The 19,853-nt window shown below is 45.2% G+C and carries 15 protein-coding genes; 11 read left to right on the top strand and 4 right to left on the bottom strand.

The features are described from left to right. Positions 1–1,719: an ATP-binding protein gene (locus AB4384_RS21370; protein WP_372130082.1), complete on the top strand. Its 1,719-nt coding sequence runs from the start codon at positions 1–3 to the stop codon at positions 1,717–1,719. A 162-nt stretch (positions 1,720–1,881) separates the two neighbouring features. Here the strand turns inward: AB4384_RS21370 and pabB are convergent, their stop codons facing one another. Then, positions 1,882–3,261 carry an aminodeoxychorismate synthase component I gene (pabB, locus tag AB4384_RS21365; protein ID WP_372130081.1) on the bottom strand — a complete coding sequence of 460 codons (1,380 nt, stop codon included), beginning with the start codon at positions 3,259–3,261 and terminating at the stop codon, positions 1,882–1,884. A gap of 254 nt (positions 3,262–3,515) precedes the next feature. Between pabB and AB4384_RS21360 the strand changes: the two genes are divergently transcribed. The 8 genes from AB4384_RS21360 to AB4384_RS21325 all read left to right on the top strand — a co-directional run bounded on the left by AB4384_RS21360 (position 3,516) and on the right by AB4384_RS21325 (position 11,529). Beyond that, entirely contained in the window at positions 3,516–5,033 is a 1,518-nt protein-coding gene (locus tag AB4384_RS21360; protein WP_372130080.1) for a fumarate hydratase, read from the top strand. Positions 5,034–5,196: 163 nt separating this feature from the next. Beyond that, the gene (locus AB4384_RS21355) at positions 5,197–5,382 is read left to right on the top strand and encodes a hypothetical protein (protein WP_004734731.1); all 186 of its coding nucleotides are present in this window, start codon (positions 5,197–5,199) and stop codon (positions 5,380–5,382) included. Positions 5,383–5,603: 221 nt separating this feature from the next. Then, positions 5,604–6,977 carry a YcjX family protein gene (locus tag AB4384_RS21350; RefSeq protein WP_108109677.1) on the top strand — a complete coding sequence of 458 codons (1,374 nt, stop codon included), beginning with the start codon at positions 5,604–5,606 and terminating at the stop codon, positions 6,975–6,977. A gap of 14 nt (positions 6,978–6,991) precedes the next feature. Continuing rightward, positions 6,992–8,044 carry a YcjF family protein gene (locus tag AB4384_RS21345; protein WP_017086459.1) on the top strand — a complete coding sequence of 351 codons (1,053 nt, stop codon included), beginning with the start codon at positions 6,992–6,994 and terminating at the stop codon, positions 8,042–8,044. 224 nt (positions 8,045–8,268) lie between these two features. Continuing rightward, positions 8,269–9,813 carry a transcriptional regulator TyrR gene (gene tyrR / locus AB4384_RS21340; protein WP_372130079.1) on the top strand — a complete coding sequence of 515 codons (1,545 nt, stop codon included), beginning with the start codon at positions 8,269–8,271 and terminating at the stop codon, positions 9,811–9,813. Positions 9,814–9,831: 18 nt separating this feature from the next. Further along, positions 9,832–10,419 (top strand): ribosomal protein S5-alanine N-acetyltransferase, encoded by a 588-nt coding sequence (gene rimJ / locus AB4384_RS21335; protein ID WP_372130078.1) that lies wholly within the window; start codon positions 9,832–9,834, stop codon positions 10,417–10,419. A 152-nt stretch (positions 10,420–10,571) separates the two neighbouring features. Further along, positions 10,572–11,045 (top strand): DUF2947 domain-containing protein, encoded by a 474-nt coding sequence (locus tag AB4384_RS21330; RefSeq protein ID WP_017060433.1) that lies wholly within the window; start codon positions 10,572–10,574, stop codon positions 11,043–11,045. Positions 11,046–11,313: 268 nt separating this feature from the next. After that, on the top strand, positions 11,314–11,529 hold the full coding sequence (locus tag AB4384_RS21325) for a hypothetical protein (RefSeq protein WP_012604204.1): 216 nt from the start codon (positions 11,314–11,316) through the stop codon (positions 11,527–11,529). A gap of 171 nt (positions 11,530–11,700) precedes the next feature. On the opposite strand, the gene AB4384_RS21320 is transcribed toward AB4384_RS21325, so the two are convergent. The 3 genes from AB4384_RS21320 to AB4384_RS21310 form a co-directional block, all read right to left on the bottom strand. Next, the gene (locus AB4384_RS21320; RefSeq protein ID WP_372130077.1) at positions 11,701–14,541 is read right to left on the bottom strand and encodes an Hsp70 family protein; all 2,841 of its coding nucleotides are present in this window, start codon (positions 14,539–14,541) and stop codon (positions 11,701–11,703) included. Between the two features lie 153 nt (positions 14,542–14,694). Continuing rightward, the gene (locus AB4384_RS21315) at positions 14,695–16,653 is read right to left on the bottom strand and encodes an Hsp70 family protein (protein ID WP_372130076.1); all 1,959 of its coding nucleotides are present in this window, start codon (positions 16,651–16,653) and stop codon (positions 14,695–14,697) included. Next, complete coding sequence (locus tag AB4384_RS21310) at positions 16,653–17,285, bottom strand: DUF2760 domain-containing protein (RefSeq protein ID WP_017091262.1); 633 nt, start codon at positions 17,283–17,285, stop codon at positions 16,653–16,655. The genes AB4384_RS21315 and AB4384_RS21310 overlap by 1 nt, the downstream gene beginning before the upstream one ends. 348 nt (positions 17,286–17,633) lie before the next feature. Between AB4384_RS21310 and AB4384_RS21305 the strand changes: the two genes are divergently transcribed. Both AB4384_RS21305 and AB4384_RS21300 read left to right on the top strand, forming a co-directional pair. After that, the gene (locus AB4384_RS21305; protein WP_372130075.1) at positions 17,634–19,172 is read left to right on the top strand and encodes a diguanylate cyclase domain-containing protein; all 1,539 of its coding nucleotides are present in this window, start codon (positions 17,634–17,636) and stop codon (positions 19,170–19,172) included. A gap of 87 nt (positions 19,173–19,259) precedes the next feature. Continuing rightward, positions 19,260–19,790 carry a 3'-5' exonuclease gene (locus tag AB4384_RS21300; protein WP_102321043.1) on the top strand — a complete coding sequence of 177 codons (531 nt, stop codon included), beginning with the start codon at positions 19,260–19,262 and terminating at the stop codon, positions 19,788–19,790. Positions 19,791–19,853: the final 63 nt, after the last annotated feature.

Raw genomic sequence — 19,853 nt, 5'->3', positions numbered from 1 at the left:
ATGGATCTGGCATCTGCCCTAGAGAAGAAGCTCAAGCGTCAAATCGCGGCAAGAAAAGCGGCTGAAGGATTGTTGGAACAGAAGAGCCTCGAGCTGTTCGAGGCTAACCAACAACTTGAGCTTGCTTTGCGTCAGTTAGAAAAGCGCTCCAACGCGAATATACGCCGCATTGAATTCCAAGAACAAATCGACAACCTGTTGATTGATTTTGGGCGCGCGTTTCTAAGAAATGATCTCGATGATGTCATGCTATCTGAACTAACGACGAACGTGACTAACAGTTACTTAATCGAAGCCAGTCGTTTGATTCTACCTCCCAAGCTCATCCCTCAGTTACACACCTATGATTATGGCGATGAGACTGTCGAGGTGTTAGAGCAAGACATTCAAGAACCTCATTGGCAAGACGACCTGCTGACCGTGCCCTTAGAGGTTGAAAAAGTCATAGTCGGCGCGTTAATCGTCAGAGTCAGGTTGTTAGACCAAGACTACGAGTTTATACAAAGCCAACTGCTGTTAGTAACGGACCTTATCTGCAGTGCCTTAACCCATCAACTAGCAATCAACCGAAATATTGAATCACGTAAACGAGCGGAAGAGTCCGAAAGGGCAACGCGTGACTTTGTGGCCATGATTAACCATGAGTTAAGAACTCCGCTTAATGGCTTGTTAGGTAGTGCAGAATTGATCAGTGATACCGAACTCAACAGTTCTCAGCGTGAAATTGTGAACAACCTGAGCCAGTCTGGAGAGTTTCTCAGAACCATCATTAATGATCTATTGGATTACAGCAAAATCAATGCAGGGATGTTGGATCTTATTCCTAAGAAATTTGCGTTGCATGATTTGAGAAACACGATTGAAAGCATCTTCGTCAATCGAGCAATAGAGAAGCAGCTTGAATTCAATATCAGTGTTGCGTCAAATGTTCCTTCCCATTTTCAAGGCGATTTAGAGCGCATCACTCAGCTGTTTGTGAACTTAATCGGTAATGCGATTAAATTTACAGAAGAAGGGCATGTGAATGTTGATATTGAGTGGGACAAAAACCAATTTGTTTTCTCTGTAGAAGATACCGGAGTCGGAATTGCTGAATCGGCGCATAAGACGCTGTTTGAACCTTTTACGCAGGCAGATAACTCAAGTAGCAGAAACTATGAGGGCACCGGGCTTGGGTTAGCGATTTGTCGCAAACTGGTGGCTCTGATGAATGGCGATATTGGGGTGACCAGTGTTGTTGGCTCAGGTACGACGTTTACCATCTCGATTCCTCTTCAAGTTGTCGATGTTCCAGCTGAGAGTGATAGTGTCGCCAAGGGCTTCGAGTCTGAAGCGGAATTGTCACTACTTAAAGTGCTGGTGGTTGATGATATTAAAATGAACCAGATCATCATCCAACAAATGCTTCGTAAACATGAGATTGAACCGGCTATCGCAAGTAATGGTGTTGAAGGGTTTGAGCTCGCGTCAGACAATGAATACGACATTGTATTCATGGATTGCAGAATGCCCGTTATGGACGGCTTTGAAGCGACAGAGAAACTAAGAGAGAACGGTTACGTTAAATCTATTGTGGCACTGACCGCCGGAACGACACTTGAAGAACGCGAACGTTGTATTCAGTGTGGAATGGATGACATTTTGAGTAAACCTTACACCGCCAATGATCTTAAAGAGATGCTTAAGAAGTGGGGTGTCTCTGCGGTGAAGGTCGCTTAAACACGCTAATAATGCGTTGTGAGCAATGCACTCTAGTTCAAAGACTAAAAAACCGAAGTGATCTTGCGATCCTTCGGTTTCTTTTTATATCGAACTTTTGCTAGCCGTTAAGCTACGGAACTCGTCATTAAGTCGCGGAACTCGCAGTTAATGACATTAGGTTTAGCAATCTTCAAGTACCGGTAGAATTCGACTCAGCTTATCCAGTGTTTCTTGGTATTCAGAAGCACAATCACTATCAAATACCACACCACCGCCAGCCCAAGCATAAAGCGTGTTGTTCTCGGCGACTAATGTACGAATGGTAATACTGGTATCCATTCTGCCATTTCGGCTGATGTAGCCAATACTGCCGCAGTACGCTGAACGTCGATGCGGTTCTAACTCTTCAATGATCTGCATCGCGCGAACTTTTGGTGCGCCAGTAATCGAGCCTCCAGGGAAACAGGCTCTCAGAAGGTCAGTTGCAGAGTATTGGTCATCAAGGTCCGCTCGTATCGTGCTCACTAAGTGGTGCACGGCAGGGAAGCTTTCAATATCGAAGAGCTTTGGTACATGCACTGTGCCCGGTTTTGCTACTCGGCCAATGTCATTACGAAGTAGGTCGACGATCATCAAGTTTTCCGCCTGATCTTTATCGGCGCTTGCTAGGTCTTGCGCGTTGGCATTATCAATCATCGGGTCCTCAGAACGAGGTCGTGTGCCTTTGATTGGCTTGGTTTCAATGACGTTGTCTTTGAGTTCTAAGAAACGCTCTGGCGAAACACTGATGATTGCGCAGTCGGCCAAACGGATAAAACCCGAAAAGGGCGCTGAGTTGTACTGTTCTAACTTGTCATAAGCCAGCCATTCACTACCTTGGTATTGGGCATTGAAGCGCTGAGCTAAGTTAATCTGATAGCAGTCCCCGGATAACAGGTACTCTTGAACACTATCGAACTTAGTGGCGTAGCTCTCTTCGCTCATATTGGATTGCCACGGTGTGGTTAACCCAAAGGGCGCATGTGATAGGTGTGATTGAGCCATCTGCTGCATTAGCCAATCATGATGTTCATCGATATTGCTACCGACAATACACGCCGTTTTCAATTGGTGGTCAACGATAACAGCCCATTCATACAAGCCAACTGCCATGTCAGGTGCTTCAATATCACGCTTTGCGAGTGATGGAAGTGTCTCGACTCTGCGCCCTAAATCATAGCTAAAATAGCCTAAAGCGCCGCCAACGAATGGCAACTGAGTGTGCTCTTTAGTCGCAGGCAATAATTGTTGCTGATATTGGTCGAGTAGTTCGAAAGGATCAGAGTCTGAAACCTCGCACGTCTCATTAACATTAACGGTCGTTTCTGCACCGATTGTCTCGAAGGTGGCGATGGGTTGAGCAACTAAAATATCGTATCGACTATCAACGTGGCGTTCTGAAGCGGAGCGTAATAGCATTGCCCACGGCAGGTTTTCAATATGGGAAAACAGCTGTTTAGCTAAAGTTGATTGATATTCAAGCGGCTTGATTTGGATAGAGCGAAATTCGTTGTTATTCATTTGTTTAATTTGTGACAAAGAGTTCGATCACTGCATGGCGTGTGAGAGGAAGCAAGAGTATCATAAATTGAAAATAAAATGGGTTCTTGATTAGAACGGAGTAATCCAAGTGGTTTAGTTTAAAGCTATGCAAGCGATTGCTAAAGCAACTAAATACAGCTCAACACAATAAAAAGCTAAACCACCTAATTCGATTTGGCACATATAGTCAAACTGTGAACCCACATGGAACCAGAACAATAAAGAGGCATGCAATGACGGTTATTCGTAAGCAAGATGTGATCAGCAGTGTCGCTGACGCACTTCAGTACATTTCTTATTATCACCCTTTAGACTTTGTCCAAGCCCTAGAAAAAGCGTACGAGAAAGAAGAGAGCCAAGCAGCAAAAGATGCTATCGCTCAGATTCTTATTAACTCGCGTATGTCTGCGGAAGGCCATCGTCCAATTTGTCAGGATACGGGTATTGTTACTTGTTTCGTGAACATCGGTATGGATGTTAGGTGGGAAACGGATCAAACAGTACAACAGATGGTTGATGAAGGCGTTCGTCAAGCTTACAACAATCCAGATAACCCATTGCGTGCATCTGTCCTAATGGATCCTGCAGGTAAGCGTATTAATACCAAAGACAACACACCTGCGGTTGTTCACATTAATATGGTTCCTGGCAACAAAGTTGAAATTCAAATCGCGGCAAAAGGTGGCGGTTCTGAGAACAAAACCAAGATGGTTATGCTTAACCCTTCTGATGATATTGCAGAATGGGTAGAGAAGACGCTCCCAACAATGGGCGCGGGCTGGTGTCCACCGGGCATGCTTGGTATAGGCATCGGAGGTACGGCTGAGAAAGCAGCAGTACTAGCGAAAGAATCTCTGATGGAACACATCGATATTCAAGACCTTATCGACAAAGGTCCAGAGAACGCAGAAGAAGAGCTTCGTTTAGATATCTTCAACCGTGTAAACAAACTGGGTATTGGTGCACAAGGTCTTGGCGGTCTAACGACTGTGGTTGACGTTAAAATCAAAACAGCGCCAACGCATGCAGCCTCTAAGCCCGTTTGCTTGATCCCGAACTGTGCAGCAACGCGTCACGTTCACTTCACGCTAGACGGCAGCGGCCCTGCAGAACTAACACCACCTAAGTTAGAAGAGTGGCCAGATATTACTTGGGAAGCAGGCGCAAATACACGCCGTGTTAACCTAGATGAAATTACTAAAGAAGACGTTCAAGAGTGGAAGACTGGCGAAACGGTTCTTCTATCAGGCAAGATCTTAACCGGTCGTGATGCAGCGCATAAGCGTATTCAAGGCATGTTTGAAAGTGGTGAAGGTTTACCTGAAGGCGTTGACCTGAAAGGTAAGTTTATTTACTACGTTGGCCCTGTTGATGCGGTACGCGATGAAGCGGTTGGTCCTGCTGGCCCAACAACGTCTACTCGTATGGATAAGTTCACCGACATGATGCTAGAAGAAACCGGCATTATGGGCATGATTGGTAAAGCAGAACGTGGCCCTGCAACGGTAGAGTCAATCAAACAACATAAATCGGTTTACCTAATGGCCGTTGGCGGTGCAGCTTATTTAGTCGCGAAAGCAATTAAAAAAGCACGCGTGGTTGCGTTTGAAGATCTCGGTATGGAAGCGATTTACGAGTTTGAAGTTGAAGACATGCCGGTAACGGTCGCGGTTGACTCTAACGGCGTGAACGCGCACCAGATCGGCCCTGATACGTGGAAAGTGAAAATTGCTGAAGCTGAAAAAGCATAATTTACCGAAGTCAAAAGTCGTAACAGGCGCTAGCTTCAGCGTTTGAATTGCAATTCTTGACAGAAAGTTGAAGACAAAAGTGCAGCATTATTTGCACTTTTGTCTTATTATCAATGATATAGTGATAAACACATAGTTTGATATAAGAATATAGGAGAGAGGAATGCCTCGTTTTATTCAGATCCTACAGATTATCTTGGCAGTGGTGATTGGTGCTTTTGTTGGTTACGACCTGATCTTGAAAGGGATCAGCATCTTTGATAATAAATACGTGACAATTACTTGTGCGCTTTGGCTAATTGCAGAGATTGCACTGTTTGTTATCTACAAGTTGATTGAAGACGATTAAACGTCGGATATCGCAGAAAAATTCTAAAGCCCCTGATTATGAATGTAGTCAGGGGCTTTTATTCATCTAGCATTAAGAATGTGTATTGCATACTTATCACCATAAGCAAAAACATCAGTATTTAAGATATTCCGATTGGAATAAATAAGTAGGCTATTTTTCCAAATGATTGCGCTCTTGGTGAGTCAGCAATCCAGCCTAACTATCACGGAGTCGTTCAAATGAAACACCTAACTCAAGAAATGAGTGACTTTATAAGCAGAGGAACGGATTCTCACATTCGAGTAGCGGTTACGGGGCTTTCTCGTGCGGGTAAGACAGCATTCATTACTTCGCTGGTAAATCAGCTTCTTCATACGTCTACCCACAAAAATCTACCACTGCTTGCATCAGCGAGAGATGGCAGAATTATTGGCGCAAAGCGCATCCCGCAACAAAACATGATGATTCCACGCTTCTCTTATGATGAAGCGATGGAATCTTTGAATGCACAACCACCAGAATGGCCAGTGCCAACGCGAGATGTTAGTGAGATTCGTCTAGCAATTAAATATAAGCCAGCTAAAGGCGCAAAGAAGCTGCTGAGCAAAAACAGCACCCTTTATCTCGATATTGTTGATTATCCGGGAGAATGGCTACTAGATTTACCTTTGCTGGATATGGATTTTGATACTTGGAGTCAATCTCAATTTGCCGCGTTGAAAGGCGATAGAGAAACCTATTCGCAACAGTGGAACACAATACGTGGCGACATTGACTTGCTAGCCGAAGCAGAAGAAAAGAAACTGATCGCGATTGCCGATAGCTATACTCAGTACCTTCATACTTGTAAGGATAACGGATTGCACTGGGTACAACCGGGTCGATTCGTATTGCCAGGTGAGCTTGAAGGCGCGCCTGTGTTGCAATTTTTCCCGTGCATCGCACCTGAGGGCAAGTTCTCAAAAACCAGCAACTATGCAGTTTTAAAAGCGCGTTATGAAGAGTATCAACAGAAAGTCGTAAAGGCGTTCTATAAGAATCACTTTGCCACGTTCGACAGACAAATCGTGCTGGTGGATTGCTTACAACCACTTAACGCAGGCTATGACTCTTTCATGGACATGCGTGGTGCGTTAGAACAGTTATTGAAGAGCTTTAAGTACGGGCGAAGCAATATGCTAAGACGCTTGTTTGCGCCGAAGATCGACAAGATCTTATTTGCAGCCACCAAGGCTGACCACGTGACACCGGATCAACATCCGAACTTGGTATCGCTGTTACAACAGATGGTACATCCGGCTTGGCAACAGGCGGCGTTTGAACATATCGACATGAGTTGCATGAGCATCGCGTCTATTCAAGCGACCAGTGCGGGTTATATCTCGTCGGGCTCAGACAATGTTCCGGCGTTGCAAGGTGTGACTTTAGATAACGAACCTCAAACCATGTATCCGGGAGAGGTGCCGCGTAAACTGCCCAATAAACAGTATTGGGAAACCAACCAATTTGATTTCACGAGTTTTAGGCCGATGGAGCAGCACTCTGACGAGCCTTGCCAGCATCTGAGAATCGACAAGGTTTTAGAATATCTCATTGGCGACAAGTTGAAGTAATTGAGGCAATTAAAATGAGTGAATTAAAAACGAAACAGGTCTTTGATGAACCGTTGAAGACCTCGTTCGATGAGCCTGATAAGAATGAAGTTACCCCAGATTTGGGGGCTCAAAAGCTATTCACGGAACAAGAAAAGTTTGTACCCGTTGCACCACAAGTAGAAACAGATCTTGATGGTGATGCTGAGCAGCAACTGGAACAAGTGATTCGACCGAGTAAAAAGAAGAAGTGGTTTGGAACGGGCTTACTTGTCGCTTTCTCTGGTCTGGTGGGCTGGCAGGCGATTGACTCTGTCATTACCGCGATTCAAACAGCAGACTGGCTTGCGTTAGGTTGGGCTGGCTTTATTGCTGCCATTGCTTCATTAGGTTTAGGCGCAATAGGCAAAGAGTTGTGGAAGCTGCGTTCGCTGAAAGACCATTTCAGTGTCCAAGAGCAGAGTGAAGAGCTACTGCAAAGCCAGAGTGTCGGTAAAGGCAAAGCGTTCTGTGAACACATTGCGAAGCAGGGCGGTATTGTCGCTGAATCACCCGCTTATGATAAATGGCGAAACAGCATTAACCCTGCGCACAGCGATGCTGAAGTCTTGGATATGTATGATGCACTCGTTGTTGCCCAACAAGATAAAGTGGCGACTCAAATTGTCACCAAGTTCTCGACCGAATCGGCCGCTTTGGTTGCTGTGAGCCCATTGGCGGCTGCCGATATGTTGCTGGTGGCGTGGCGCAATTTCACCATGATAGACAAGCTTGCTGATGTGTATGGCATTGAGCTTGGTTACTGGTCGCGTATTAAGTTGTTCAAGTTGGTGTTGATCAACATGGCAGCGGCAGGGGCGAGTGAACTCGCGATAGACGCGAGTATGGACCTCGTCTCGATGGATCTTGCAGGCAAGGTTTCAGCTCGAGCAGGGCAGGGGCTCGGTGTCGGTATTCTCACTGCGAGACTGGGTTTAAAAGCCATGACATTGCTGCGTCCTATGCCTTGGCATAATGAGCGAAAAGTAAAAATATCAGATCTTCGCAAAGCCGTCCTTTCTGAAATAAAGCGCATTACGCTTAAATAGAGTGAGTTGCTTATTAATAAAGCGCATCACGCTTAAACAAAGCGAGCTACTGATCAACAAAGCGAGCTACTAACCAATAAAGCGAGTTACTTAGCAATAAAGTGTATGACATTGAGTCGTTTGCGAGTGAAGAGTAAACATATGTTTACTCTTCTTCTTGACTGAACTCAGAGCTTAATCCACACTACTGTCAACTTATCCTGACACCTATAATAGGACTATTTGTGCGTCTTGAAGTATTGTGTGAAGACAGACTCGGCTTAACGCGTGAGTTGCTCGATATCTTGGCCTCAAAAAGCATTGATTTAAGAGGAATCGAAATTGATGTTAAAGGCATTATTTACTTAAACTGCCCTGATATTAATTTTGATGCTTTTAGTGAACTTATGGCTGAAATTCGCCGAATTTCAGGTGTGAAGGATGTACGTAAAATCCAATTTATGCCAAGCGAAAGGCACAACACAGAGTTGATTGCTCTGCTGGCAAACCTACCTGACCCTGTGATAGCGATTGACCTTAAAGGCTCAATCGATATGGCAAACCACGCTGCATTGAACCTCTTTAACAAGCAAGAAGACGAAGTGATCGGTGAGCCGTTAGCGACGTTCATTCCTAGCTTTAACTTCGCTCGTTGGATCGAAGGCGATGTAACGCGCCATCGTGAAGTTGTCGTGTTGGATGGCTTAGATTTCTCTATTGAGATCCTGCCGATTTACCTTGGTGGTGATGTCAACGAAGCGGTACTGGCAAGCGCAGTAATGACGATTCGTTCTTGTAATCAAGAGATGAACTCGCCAGATTCAATCCCAGAACAGAACAACCTGGGTTTTGAACACTTTGTTGGTGTCTCTAATCGCCATAAAGCCTTGATCAGCCAAGCTAAGAAATTGGCTATGCTGGATCAGCCTCTATTAATTGAAGGCGATACAGGTACGGGTAAAGAGATGCTGGCGAAAGCGTGTCATAACCGTTCAAATCGATCGTCTTTCCCATTCTTGATTCTAAGCTGTGCATCGATGCCTGATGACGTAGCGGAAACGGAATTGTTTGGTCATGCGCCGGGTTCATTCAACCATGAGCAAGGTCATAAAGGCATTTTCGAGCAAGCGAATGGCGGTACCGTATTTTTAGATGAAATTGGCGAGATGAGCCCGCATCTTCAAATCAAGCTGCTGCGTTTCCTACAAGATGGTTCATTCCGTCGTGTTGGTGAAGAAGAAGAGATGCACGCGGATGTTCGTATTATTGCATCAACGCGCCACCGTCTTTCTGAATTAGCCGACTCGGGTTCGTTCCGTGAAGATTTGTTTTACCGCTTGAATGTACTGACTCTGTCTATCCCTGCATTGCGTGAACGCTCAAACGACGTAGCGCCACTGTTGGAACTGTTCGTTGCAAAGTACGCGCAGCAGTTAGGTATGTTAAAACCAAAACTGACTCAAGAGTTAGTCGACCAGCTTGGTAATTACCAATGGCCGGGCAACATTCGTCAGTTAGACAACATGGTTCTACGCGCACTGACAGAGTTGGATTCAGACACGCTAACGGTTGAGCAATTCCACTTGCCACAGCTTGAAACAATGACGGCAGGAATGGCGAACCTGAGCTTAGATGGTTCGCTCGATGAAATCATGAAAGACTATGAATCTCAGATTCTAGAGAAGCTTTATCAGTCTTTCCCATCAAGCCGTAAGCTAGCAAAACGTTTGAATGTATCTCATACCTCAATTGCGAATAAGCTTCGTGATTACGGTATCAGAAAGAACTGATCGAATAAGAACAAGATTATGGAAGATTTGAGTACACCAGAGCGCATTTATAAGCATGATGGTAGTCTGATTTTACGCACGGCTGAAATCGATGACGCTGGCATGATCAGCGAGTACTTTCAGGTTAACAGAGAGTACCTGAAACCTTGGGAGCCGATACGCGAAGATGCGTTCTTTGATATAGCGAGTTGGGCGCAGCGACTGATTAAGTTAAACGAGCTTCATAAAATGGGGCTAGGCTATTACTGTTTACTGATTAACGCTGACTCTAATGAAATGTTAGGCACCATATCGTTCAGTAATTTGTCGCGTTTCCCGTTCTACGCTTGTAATGTCGGTTACTCATTGGCGCAAAGTGCACAAGGCCACGGTTACATGCGCAGAGGTTTGAGCATGGCCAAAGACTACATGTTTGATGTGCAGAACATGCACCGCTTAATGGCGGGCTACATGCCTCACAACGAACGCAGTGCTGGTGTATTAGAACATCTTGGTTTTGTCCGAGAAGGTTTTGCTAAAGACTACCTACAGATTAACGGTAAATGGGAAGACCATATACTGACGGCATTAGTTAACCCAAACTGGGAAGATAGACGCGCTGTATAGAGATCAATAGTCATTAGGCGTAAGTACCAATTAAGCGTAAATACAGATTTAGAGGCAGTGACGACATAGATAAAATGAAACCGTCACTGCATCAAAAAGAACAGATAGGCATGGTAAATCCATCAGCCTGAGAAGATATTTGAGGAATTTTGATGTCATACACAACTTTGGACGAATACCAAAGAAAATGGATTTTCACACACCAGTCAATGCCGCTGCCGGCAGAGGACTTGGAAAAGATTAAGCCAATGACACAGGCGAGAGCATCTCAGTTCTGGAAAGAGAACGTGAGCCCTCAAAGCCCAGACGCAGAACGACTGAGCTCGCAAGACTGGCCAAGCAAAGCATCGAACTGGAATGAAGAGATCAGCTGGATGGCGCATTGGGAAGCGGATGAGCCTGAAATGCCAGAAGAGATTCTTAACTTTATTGATTGGCAAGATGACGTAACTGTTTATTTTTGTTATGAAAAGTACAATGTTCTTGAAACCAAATGGGCGATTTTCAAGAAGCATTGGAAGAACTTTTTGTTCTACGATGATGGCCCGATTTTAATCGGTCGTCGTCGTTCAGAAGCCCTTTGGTTTGCTACCAATGGCAAGGTGAAAATCGGTAACCGTGCTTAATCTCGGTGTGATTTAATCGAGTGAGTGTTGGTGTTTCGATCAACAGATAGAAAAACAAAAAGCGAGCATCGAGCTCGCTTTTTTTGTGCCTAATGATCTTCGAAGATCATGGGGAAAGACCCACTATTTGAGCCCAACTAAAGGTGACCATATCCACTCATTTAAAGCGAGTGAATTACGAAATTGAGATCGCTATCTCATTGGGTTAGTTGAAGTTTCATGGGGTTGAGCTATCTTTATATTACTGCCTTAGTGGAGGTGAAGTATTATGATTTGGGATACTCTCGAACGTGTAAATAAACTTCGCAAGGAAGCAATGGAGGATCCAGAGTTTTTGGATTCAGCAAAAATGCATGAGGAATGGCTTTTAAGCGAAACTCATAATCAATCGAACAAAGGAGCAAAAGAGAAGAAACCGAAAAAACTATCTGACATTTATGAAAATACGGATTTTCCTATCAACCCAACTGGAACCAAACATTAACAATGATGAACTGCAACACGGCTAAGGCTCTTAACCAAAAAGCTATAAGTCGATTACACATACCAGCCTTAAGCCACCAATAAAAAAGCCACTTTCAACGAATCGAAAGTGGCTTTTTCTTTTCTTGCTAGCTTCTTTACCATTAGCAACGAAAGCTAATCGTTTTCAAACCTAGTTATTGATTAGGCTTAATCCGCTTGGTAACGCATCACCAAACACACGCTTAGATTCACTCTCAGAAAGCTCAGTCACTTCACTCACTAGTGTTAACCATGAGTCAGGTACCTTGCTTTGCTTAAGCTTCTCAATCACTTGATTGCGATAGTCGTCAGAGATATCAAACTGACGGTCACCGGTTTTTCGACAAATCATCACCGCTGCGAAGGCGATCATCTGCTCTTTCTGCCAGTTCTGTTCAAGCAGTTTTGGTAACCACTGTTCAGCTTGCTCTCTAGGAATTACGCTGTGTTGGCTGCCATACAAAGGCGTTCTTGATGCTAATCGTCCTAGCGCCCACCAGTGCGCTTGTTCAAATTGGTTATGGTTGATCGCTTTGCTTAAGAACCAACTTGCCAGCAGCACTTTGTCTTCAACCTCAAGTTGCTCAAGTGACGCCGCTAAACGGACCATGGCTTCATAACCATTATCTTGCGCATCTTTGGCTGTCTTAGGGTTCTTCATTGCACCTGGGTGAAGGTATTTAGCGATGTCCGCCAAGATACTCTCTTGCTGCTCTTGGTTTAGCCCACCAGCGACACGACGCCAGAATACCCACCAGTCTGTCCAGCCTTGGTGGTTCTTGAACTGAATGTTCTGTTGGTAAAGGCCCCAAATCTGTTCGATACGCCATGAGTCAGTCGGATCGCCAAAGCCAGGACGTAGCGAGTATCCCGCCAAACGTAGCCAGTTCTTCTCGTGTGCTTCTGAGCGGCGACGACGTTTACGACCTAATGAGAAGGTATCAAATAGATGACGAAGGGTCGTGAAGTCCCATTCATCGCGTTTACCTAGTCGCTTCTCAAGATCTTTCGATAGTGTTTTGATCTCTTTCGATTCAGCACTCTTCTTGTTGCCGCTGTACAGGCGAGAAATCAACTCCTTACACTCTTCCAATCTTGGGTGAAGCGCGGAGGTATCAGATTCATCGCCTTGCTTGTTTCTTACTTCAAACTCAAGCAACCAACGCTTAGAGTCATCTTCTATACTCACACACTCCATTTTCAATGTGCCGACTTCGGTTAACTGACAAGCGAGCAGTACTTCAACACGCTCTTTTTGGTTGGCTTGAAGTTCTGCAGTACCTGAGCCTTCCAGCGTAGAAATATACGGTGGGAGAGGGGAGAACAAGTCGGCATCCACATTGACCATCACACCGTTTTGAATGGCGGTGTCATGAGCAATTTGATCGTGTGTTGAAGTCAGAAGATTAAATCGTACTGGCTCACCTAAAGTCAGCGAGAAACGACGGCTGTTCAAGCGTATCTCTTGGCCTTCTTCGGTTCCTTTGGCAAGCAGACAAAGCGCTTTACCCATCTTGTTTTTCTCTTGCAGATGCAAGAAGTAAGAACGGGCAGCACCGCCACCGATTTTCAGCTGTGCACCGCGGCGTGCTTTACCAAAGGCAACCGCGCCAAGGGCAACAGACCAATCTGGATGAGGGTTATCAAGCACTGTGATAGGAGAACCGTTCCAGTTGCCCAGTAGCTGAGTAATTCGCTCTGTTACCAGTTCACTGTTAAACACACCACCATTGAGCAGCACGCCAACTGGAATTGCAGGTTTGGTGTCATCGAACTCAATAGAGTCTGAGTTTTCCAATGCGGCTTTAGACACTTGTTGGTGCGTTGCTAGGAATTCTGCAACGTGCTTACTCACCGCAGGGTCAGCCACGTAAGGCAGACCAAACTCAACCACAGCACTGCGGCGTTTGTCGGGTGTTTCAGTAAACTCAGAAAGCGGGAAGAAACCCTCCAATGCGATTTGATGGACTTCTTGTTTAGTTAAACCAATACTCTTAGTACCGCCAAGCAGTTTTGAACCGCTGCCCAGCATGGTGATCTTTACATCATCGGGCGCATTGGCAGAAAGCAGGCTCTCTTTTGCGGCGCGAGTCTGTTGAATCAGTTTGGTTAGGCTAGAGGCATTGAGCTTTTTGTTTTGATTGAAGCGTTGCTCAGCGAGGTGAGCAAGCGCTAAATCGAGGTTGTCACCACCGAGCATCAAGTGTTCTCCAACGCCAATACGGTCGAGTGCGAGCTCGTTATTACCGTCGGTGTTCGCATCGAATTTGGCTTCAATTAAGCTTAAATCGGTGGTACCACCGCCAACATCACACACTAGAATCAGCGGAATTTGTTGAAGTTCATCTGCTGCGGTTTGTTGGTGACGGGCATACCAGTCATAACAAACGGCTTGCGGCTCTTCGAGTAATAGAATCTTACCTAAGCCCGCCAGTTCTGCCGCTTCGAGTGTCAGCTTACGTGCTGTCTCATCGAAGGAAGCCGGAACGGTAACCACAACATCTTGATTTTCCAGCTTGTTGCTCGGGTTACGGTAGTTCCATGCTTGGCGAATGTGGTTGAGGTAGCTTGCACTCGCCACAACTGGCGAGACTTTATCGACATCAGCTACGCCAGCCCAAGGCAGAATGTCGGAGTTACGATCAACCGCTTGGTGTGATAGCCAACTCTTAGCACTCGATACTTGGCGGCCTTCAACCTTAGCGCCTAATTCACGAGCCCATTCACCGACGATAACGTTCTTAATATCGCCTTCAACGGGGCTTGGTTCCCACGGCATCGTCAGGTCAGAAGGGGAGATTTGACCTTGTGCTGGGTGGTAACGAAAGGATGGGAGTAAGGGCTTGCGAACCACTTCACCGGGGCCGATGAGTTGGTCAATATCGAAAAGAGAAACGGGAGCATGTTGTAGGTCGTCGTTGATTTCACAGTAAGCGACAACCGTATTGGTTGTACCTAAGTCAATGCCGACTAAAAAACGAGGAGTTGCCATACAAAACCTTATTCTTCCAGAGTGATGACCAGTTTTTTGATAGCTTTGGTCTTATTGTTGTTATTCGTAAACGTCATTCCTGAGAAACAGGCAGGACTAGATTGAGAAATGCATTGATAAAGTAACGGCACCCGCTAAGGTGCCGTTGATTCATTATGCTTGTTCGTTTGAGTCGTTATTCGAGTCTTCACGAACATCGAACTCAACGTGCCACTTCTGACCGTTGTCAGTAGCAATCGCTTCTAGGTGTAAGGTGCCTAGCTCAGTAACGCGAGAAGCCAAAGTCACTGGAACCACTTCACCTTCGCGACGGCCTTCAGAAACCGGCAATGTCACTTGGATTTCAGGAAGCTCATCAAGCTCTTCAGGCGCCCAGTGATCAAGGTGCGTACCCGCTTCATCTTCACGACGAATGGTTGAACCGAAGAACTGGAAGTGTACTGGCTGACCAATCACTAGACCGAATTCTTGGCTAGGTACTTGTACGCTTGAACCTTCTTCCATACCAAATGGTGCAACACACAAAGCTTCCATCGGAGGAGCCATACCTGGGATAGCTGGCATCGCGCTTTCAATTCCTACGTAGTAAGAAGAAGCGATACCACCGCGGATACGAACGCCTTGGCCACGACGAACTGCGCCGTAGTATGAAGCGCCACTTGCAACCGCTAGGTCTAAATCTAAACCTGAAAGCTGTTTTGCGAACTCTTCGTCAGCATTGATCAACCATTCGTTGATCGTATCTGAAAGACGATCAGCAAGTAGGTTCGATTTTAGAACACCACCATTGAACAGGATTGCTGTTGGCTTGATGAAGTCTGCCGCTGGCGCTTCTGACCCTTGCGTACCGGGCATACCGGGCATGTTTGCAAACGGGTTGAAATCTTGCTGAGCCGTTTCGCTATTTCCAGAAAGCGCGTTCGCTTGCTTAGAAAGGAATGCGGCAATGTGACGAGTAATACCTGCGTCTTGAGCGTAAGGCAGACCCATTTGAGTCAGTGCGCCACGCGTCTTTTGTACAGGGTGCTCAGTTACAGCAACTTTAGGGAAGAAGCCGTCCACTAATGTTTGTTGAACTTCTTGCTGAGTCAGTTCTGTTTTCAGTGTTGCGCCAAGCAGTTTAGAACCACGGCTTGGAACAACGATAGGCACAGATTGCAGTTCAGCATCGTTAAGCAGTGCTTCTTTCGCATCACGACATGCGTGAGTCATTGCTTGAACCTGCCAAGGAGCCAGTTCTTTGCCTTCTTGCGCCAGTTTCATCTTCAAGCGGTAAGCCAGTGCTAAGTCCATGTTGTCGCCGCCAAGTAGGATATGTTCACCTACTGCGATACGGTTCAGGCTTAGGTTGCCGTCATCTTGTGTTACTTCAACTAACGAAAGGTCGGTTGTACCACCACCGATATCGACAACAAGAACGATGTCACCAACGTTTACTTCATCACGCCATGTGTCGTTGCTGTTATCAATCCAGCTGTACAGAGCCGCTTGTGGCTCTTCAAGAAGCGTTAGGTGAGTGAAACCAACATTACGTGCAGCTTCTGCTGTTAGGTCACGAGCCGCAGGATCAAACGAAGCTGGAACCGTGATCGTTACATCTTGGTCTGCCAGTTTGTGTTCTGGGTTTGCGTGGTTCCATGCGTCTTTAAGATGCTCAAGGTACAATTCAGTTGTCTTAAGCGGAGATACTTTTTCAACTTCTTCAGGGCTGCCTGCAGGAAGGAAAGCATCGCGACGGTTAACACCACCGTGGCATAACCAAGATTTTGCACTTGCTACCAAACGGATAGGGGTTTTAGAACCAAGGTTACGAGCAATTGCACCCACTAGCGCTTTTGGCTCTGAAGACCAAGGAAGAACGCGAGAGCCCGCATTCATTTCATGTTCGTGCGGTTGGTATAGGAACGAGCCAAGTTGGCTGCGAGTTTCTACTGTACCTGGCGCCGTCAGTTGAGGGATTTGCATCACCTCAACGCGAGCGTCTTCATTGCTTGTGTCTATGTAAGACAAAACGCAATGTGTAGTACCTAAATCGATACCAACACTGAACTTGGGTACCTGGTTTTGCTCTTGAGAAGATGGCTCTTGAGCTGAATGACTTTGGTGTTTCATTATAGCTCCACCTCTGCCGGTGCAATTACAGATGCATCGTAGTTTTCAGCAAGCTTAGGCAGGTTCATGTCAGTTGCTTTCCAACCTTTGTGAACTAGTGTGCCGTTGAATGGTGCATTGCCCGTTACGTTGCCAGTTAGGCGAATTTCTTGAGGGTTGAAACCTTCAGCGATAGTGATACGTGTTTCTTCATCTTCAGTGCGGATGTGAGAAAGCGTTACGTAATCGGCTAATACTTTTTGACCGCCAGTGTGAATAACACGAGCTGCCGCGCCAACTTCTTCATCAGAGAATGATGTTAGGTCTTCTTTTAGGAAGTCAATTAAACGAGCTTCTTGCTGCATGATAGACAGTAGCTGCATTGCAGAATCTGTTGGTGCTGTTGCCAGCTTAGATTCAACTTCTACTACTTTTTCGATCACACGTTCAACTTCAACAACTTTCTCTACTTCGACAATTTTCTCAACTGGCTTTTCAACTTCAACGATCTTTTCTACTGGTTTTTCTACGACTTTCTCAACCACTTTGGTTTTACGAGAAACGGCAATTAACAGTAGTAAAACGCTTGATGCAGTTAGGCCTGCGTGAAGCATATCAAACGTTTGTGGGATTAGGTTCAAATCAACGATCATAGTGATTTCTCTTTAAAATTGATTTAACGGTATATTCGTCGGTTCAAAGGAATATACAGGTTGGAAAGAAACTCATTGGCACTAAGCCGAAACGGTCACTTTCAAGCTATAAATATGGATGGATACTAGCATATTCAAGGCTTAAGAGTGGTATTTAATGTTTTTAATCAAGTGGGTTTTTGGTGTGTTAGCTTGAAATTTAGTCGAGATTCGGTCGAATATTGGTCGTCGATGTGAGGGCAAGGTAAACAATGCCCGTTTTATGTCAGTTTTAAGACTAAACAGAAATGGAGCATGATTCCCTTCCGTTATATACTTTTAACTCATTAGAGACTATTTGGAAGCCACATGCCGCACACTACCGACCCACTTACAGGGTTGAAGAGACGAACTCTCCCATTGGTCGTATTTTTGGTCAGTTTTTTGATTACTGTGTTGTGTTTTATATTAGTCGCGTTAAACCAAAACCGCGCGTTAAATATGAATTTGGATAGCTTTGCTACTCACCAGACACTGAGTTTGGAAGCGTTTATCGCTAATGACGTGGCTTACATTGGTTCTGGTGCTAATTTTTTCTACGCAAATGATCCTGAAAACTGGGATAAGTTTGATCGTTTTGCACAACAAACGATTAATGTTTCAAAAAGTCTAATTGGCTTGCAGTGGATGCAAAAAGTGGCAGCAGACGAGATTGCCGAGCATACCGCTAAGATGAAAGAAAAATACCCGTCTTGCGAGCTGTTCACTATTCCAAAACACGAAGCCAAAGTCTTTGGTTACATCTTAGATGGTGAGCCGGCGTTCATTGCTAGTGACCTGTATCCCAACACACAAGCAAACGACAATGTACTTGGCTTTTATTTTTCTCGTGAGCGCTTCAAGCTGGTTTTAGATAATATTAAACAGACACGTAAAGCGAATATTTCAGACAAAGTTCGCTTGCTTCAAGACGGCTTAGATCAAAATACACCAAAGACCGGCATGTTGGTTTATCACCCTGTGTTTGAAGGCGAAAGCGATAATCTACTTGGCGTTGTGATTGGTGTGGTTCGAACGACTTACTACTTTGAAAATCTACTGGCTTCGGCAGTGGGAGACATGGATGTCTATATTCGTGTTACCGATACGGGTTTCGAAGCAGAAGACTCCCCAATATTGTTTGAAACCGAGGGTTATGAAGCGGTATCTGGGCACCACATTACCAAAACAATCTCACTGACCAATCGAGATTGGAAGGTCGATTACAAAATAGATTCATGCATCTCTTTCTATGGTTATCTGGTATTAACCGGAATCGCGTTAGTCGGAACAACTATCTCATTGCTGTTGGCGTATATCGTTAATATGCAAATCCGAGAGAAAGAGCGCTTGTATCAAATGCTTGATAAAAGAACAGAAGAGCTTCGTTTTCTAGCCAACCACGACAGCCTGACCGAGGTTTATAACCGACGTGCTTTCAATAAGATGTTAGATAAAGCGATACAGCGAAATGAACCCTTTAGTCTCATCGGATTTGATGTCGACAAGTTCAAAGGCATTAACGACCAATTCGGTCACCCTGCAGGGGATGCTTTACTCATTCATGTAATTAAATTGATTTCAGTGAGCTTGAAAGAGGGGGATAACCTGTTTCGTATAGGTGGAGATGAGTTCTGTATCATTTCTAGTATTACAAACCATGAAGCCATAGAACGATACTTACAATGTATTCTAAGAACAGTGAGCCAGTCTCATTGTGAGCACAAAGGTCGACAGCTCAGTTGTACTTTGAGTATTGGTGCTGCTATTTACGCTAATGAAAACACGGAAGAGATTCTGCAAAAAACAGACAGTATGCTCTATCAAAGTAAGTCGAATGGCCGAAATCGAGTGACAATTGCAGGCTAAATGAGCACTTGATACAACTAGGGTCGAGTTCTGTATTGGGCTCATGTACAATTTCACAAAATTTTTGACGAGAGAATTAGGCGACGTATGAATCACAATCGAGTTGTGTGTTTCGATTTGGAAATGTGCTGTTGGAGCGAAGACGGTGTGGGAACAACAGGAGAGATCATTGAAGTTGGTCTTGCTGAGATTGATCTAGCATCCGGTACTATCGTGAAGCGAGCACAATACTACGTTAAGCCAGAGAAAGACGAAGTCTCTCTATTCTGTGCCGAGTTAACGGGCATTACACCTCGTAAAATCGAAAAGCAGGGTCGCCCATTAGAGTCTGTCATAAAGTCGATGATTAAGAACTTTGGTGGTCCCAAAAAAATCTACGCAGCGTGGGGACGCGACGATCTTATCTTACACAAAGAGTGTATTGAAAAAGGCATCGAGCCTCCGTTTAGCGAGTTCTTAAACATCGCAACGCTTTACCGTGTTCAGAATCGCTTGAAAGACAAACGCATTGGTCACCGCGCTGCTCAAGAAGCCAAAAATATTGAGTGGGAAGGTCGTCAGCACTCGGGTTATGTCGATGCTTATAACCTCGCGAAGTTGGCGTTAACGATGCTCTAGATAGCAGCAGTGAACACCCGAACATAGAAAAGCCATCTACTTGTGAAGTGACCCCGTAAAGTT

This window comes from Vibrio sp. 10N.261.51.A4 (assembly GCF_041471945.1).
Lineage (GTDB): Bacteria > Pseudomonadota > Gammaproteobacteria > Enterobacterales > Vibrionaceae > Vibrio > Vibrio crassostreae_C.
Note: the sequence above shows the minus strand (reverse complement) of the source record. Positions and strands in the feature narration are given on the sequence as shown.

Coding starts and splice junctions, on each gene's coding strand:
- AB4384_RS21370 (WP_372130082.1), top strand. CDS start 1: ATGGATCTGGCATCTGCCCTAGAGAAGAAGCTCAAGCGTCAAATCGCG.
- pabB (WP_372130081.1), bottom strand. CDS start 3,261: ATGAATAACAACGAATTTCGCTCTATCCAAATCAAGCCGCTTGAATAT.
- AB4384_RS21360 (WP_372130080.1), top strand. CDS start 3,516: ATGACGGTTATTCGTAAGCAAGATGTGATCAGCAGTGTCGCTGACGCA.
- AB4384_RS21355 (WP_004734731.1), top strand. CDS start 5,197: ATGCCTCGTTTTATTCAGATCCTACAGATTATCTTGGCAGTGGTGATT.
- AB4384_RS21350 (WP_108109677.1), top strand. CDS start 5,604: ATGAAACACCTAACTCAAGAAATGAGTGACTTTATAAGCAGAGGAACG.
- AB4384_RS21345 (WP_017086459.1), top strand. CDS start 6,992: ATGAGTGAATTAAAAACGAAACAGGTCTTTGATGAACCGTTGAAGACC.
- rimJ (WP_372130078.1), top strand. CDS start 9,832: ATGGAAGATTTGAGTACACCAGAGCGCATTTATAAGCATGATGGTAGT.
- AB4384_RS21330 (WP_017060433.1), top strand. CDS start 10,572: ATGTCATACACAACTTTGGACGAATACCAAAGAAAATGGATTTTCACA.
- AB4384_RS21325 (WP_012604204.1), top strand. CDS start 11,314: ATGATTTGGGATACTCTCGAACGTGTAAATAAACTTCGCAAGGAAGCA.
- AB4384_RS21320 (WP_372130077.1), bottom strand. CDS start 14,541: ATGGCAACTCCTCGTTTTTTAGTCGGCATTGACTTAGGTACAACCAAT.
- AB4384_RS21315 (WP_372130076.1), bottom strand. CDS start 16,653: ATGAAACACCAAAGTCATTCAGCTCAAGAGCCATCTTCTCAAGAGCAA.
- AB4384_RS21310 (WP_017091262.1), bottom strand. CDS start 17,285: ATGATCGTTGATTTGAACCTAATCCCACAAACGTTTGATATGCTTCAC.
- AB4384_RS21305 (WP_372130075.1), top strand. CDS start 17,634: ATGCCGCACACTACCGACCCACTTACAGGGTTGAAGAGACGAACTCTC.
- AB4384_RS21300 (WP_102321043.1), top strand. CDS start 19,260: ATGAATCACAATCGAGTTGTGTGTTTCGATTTGGAAATGTGCTGTTGG.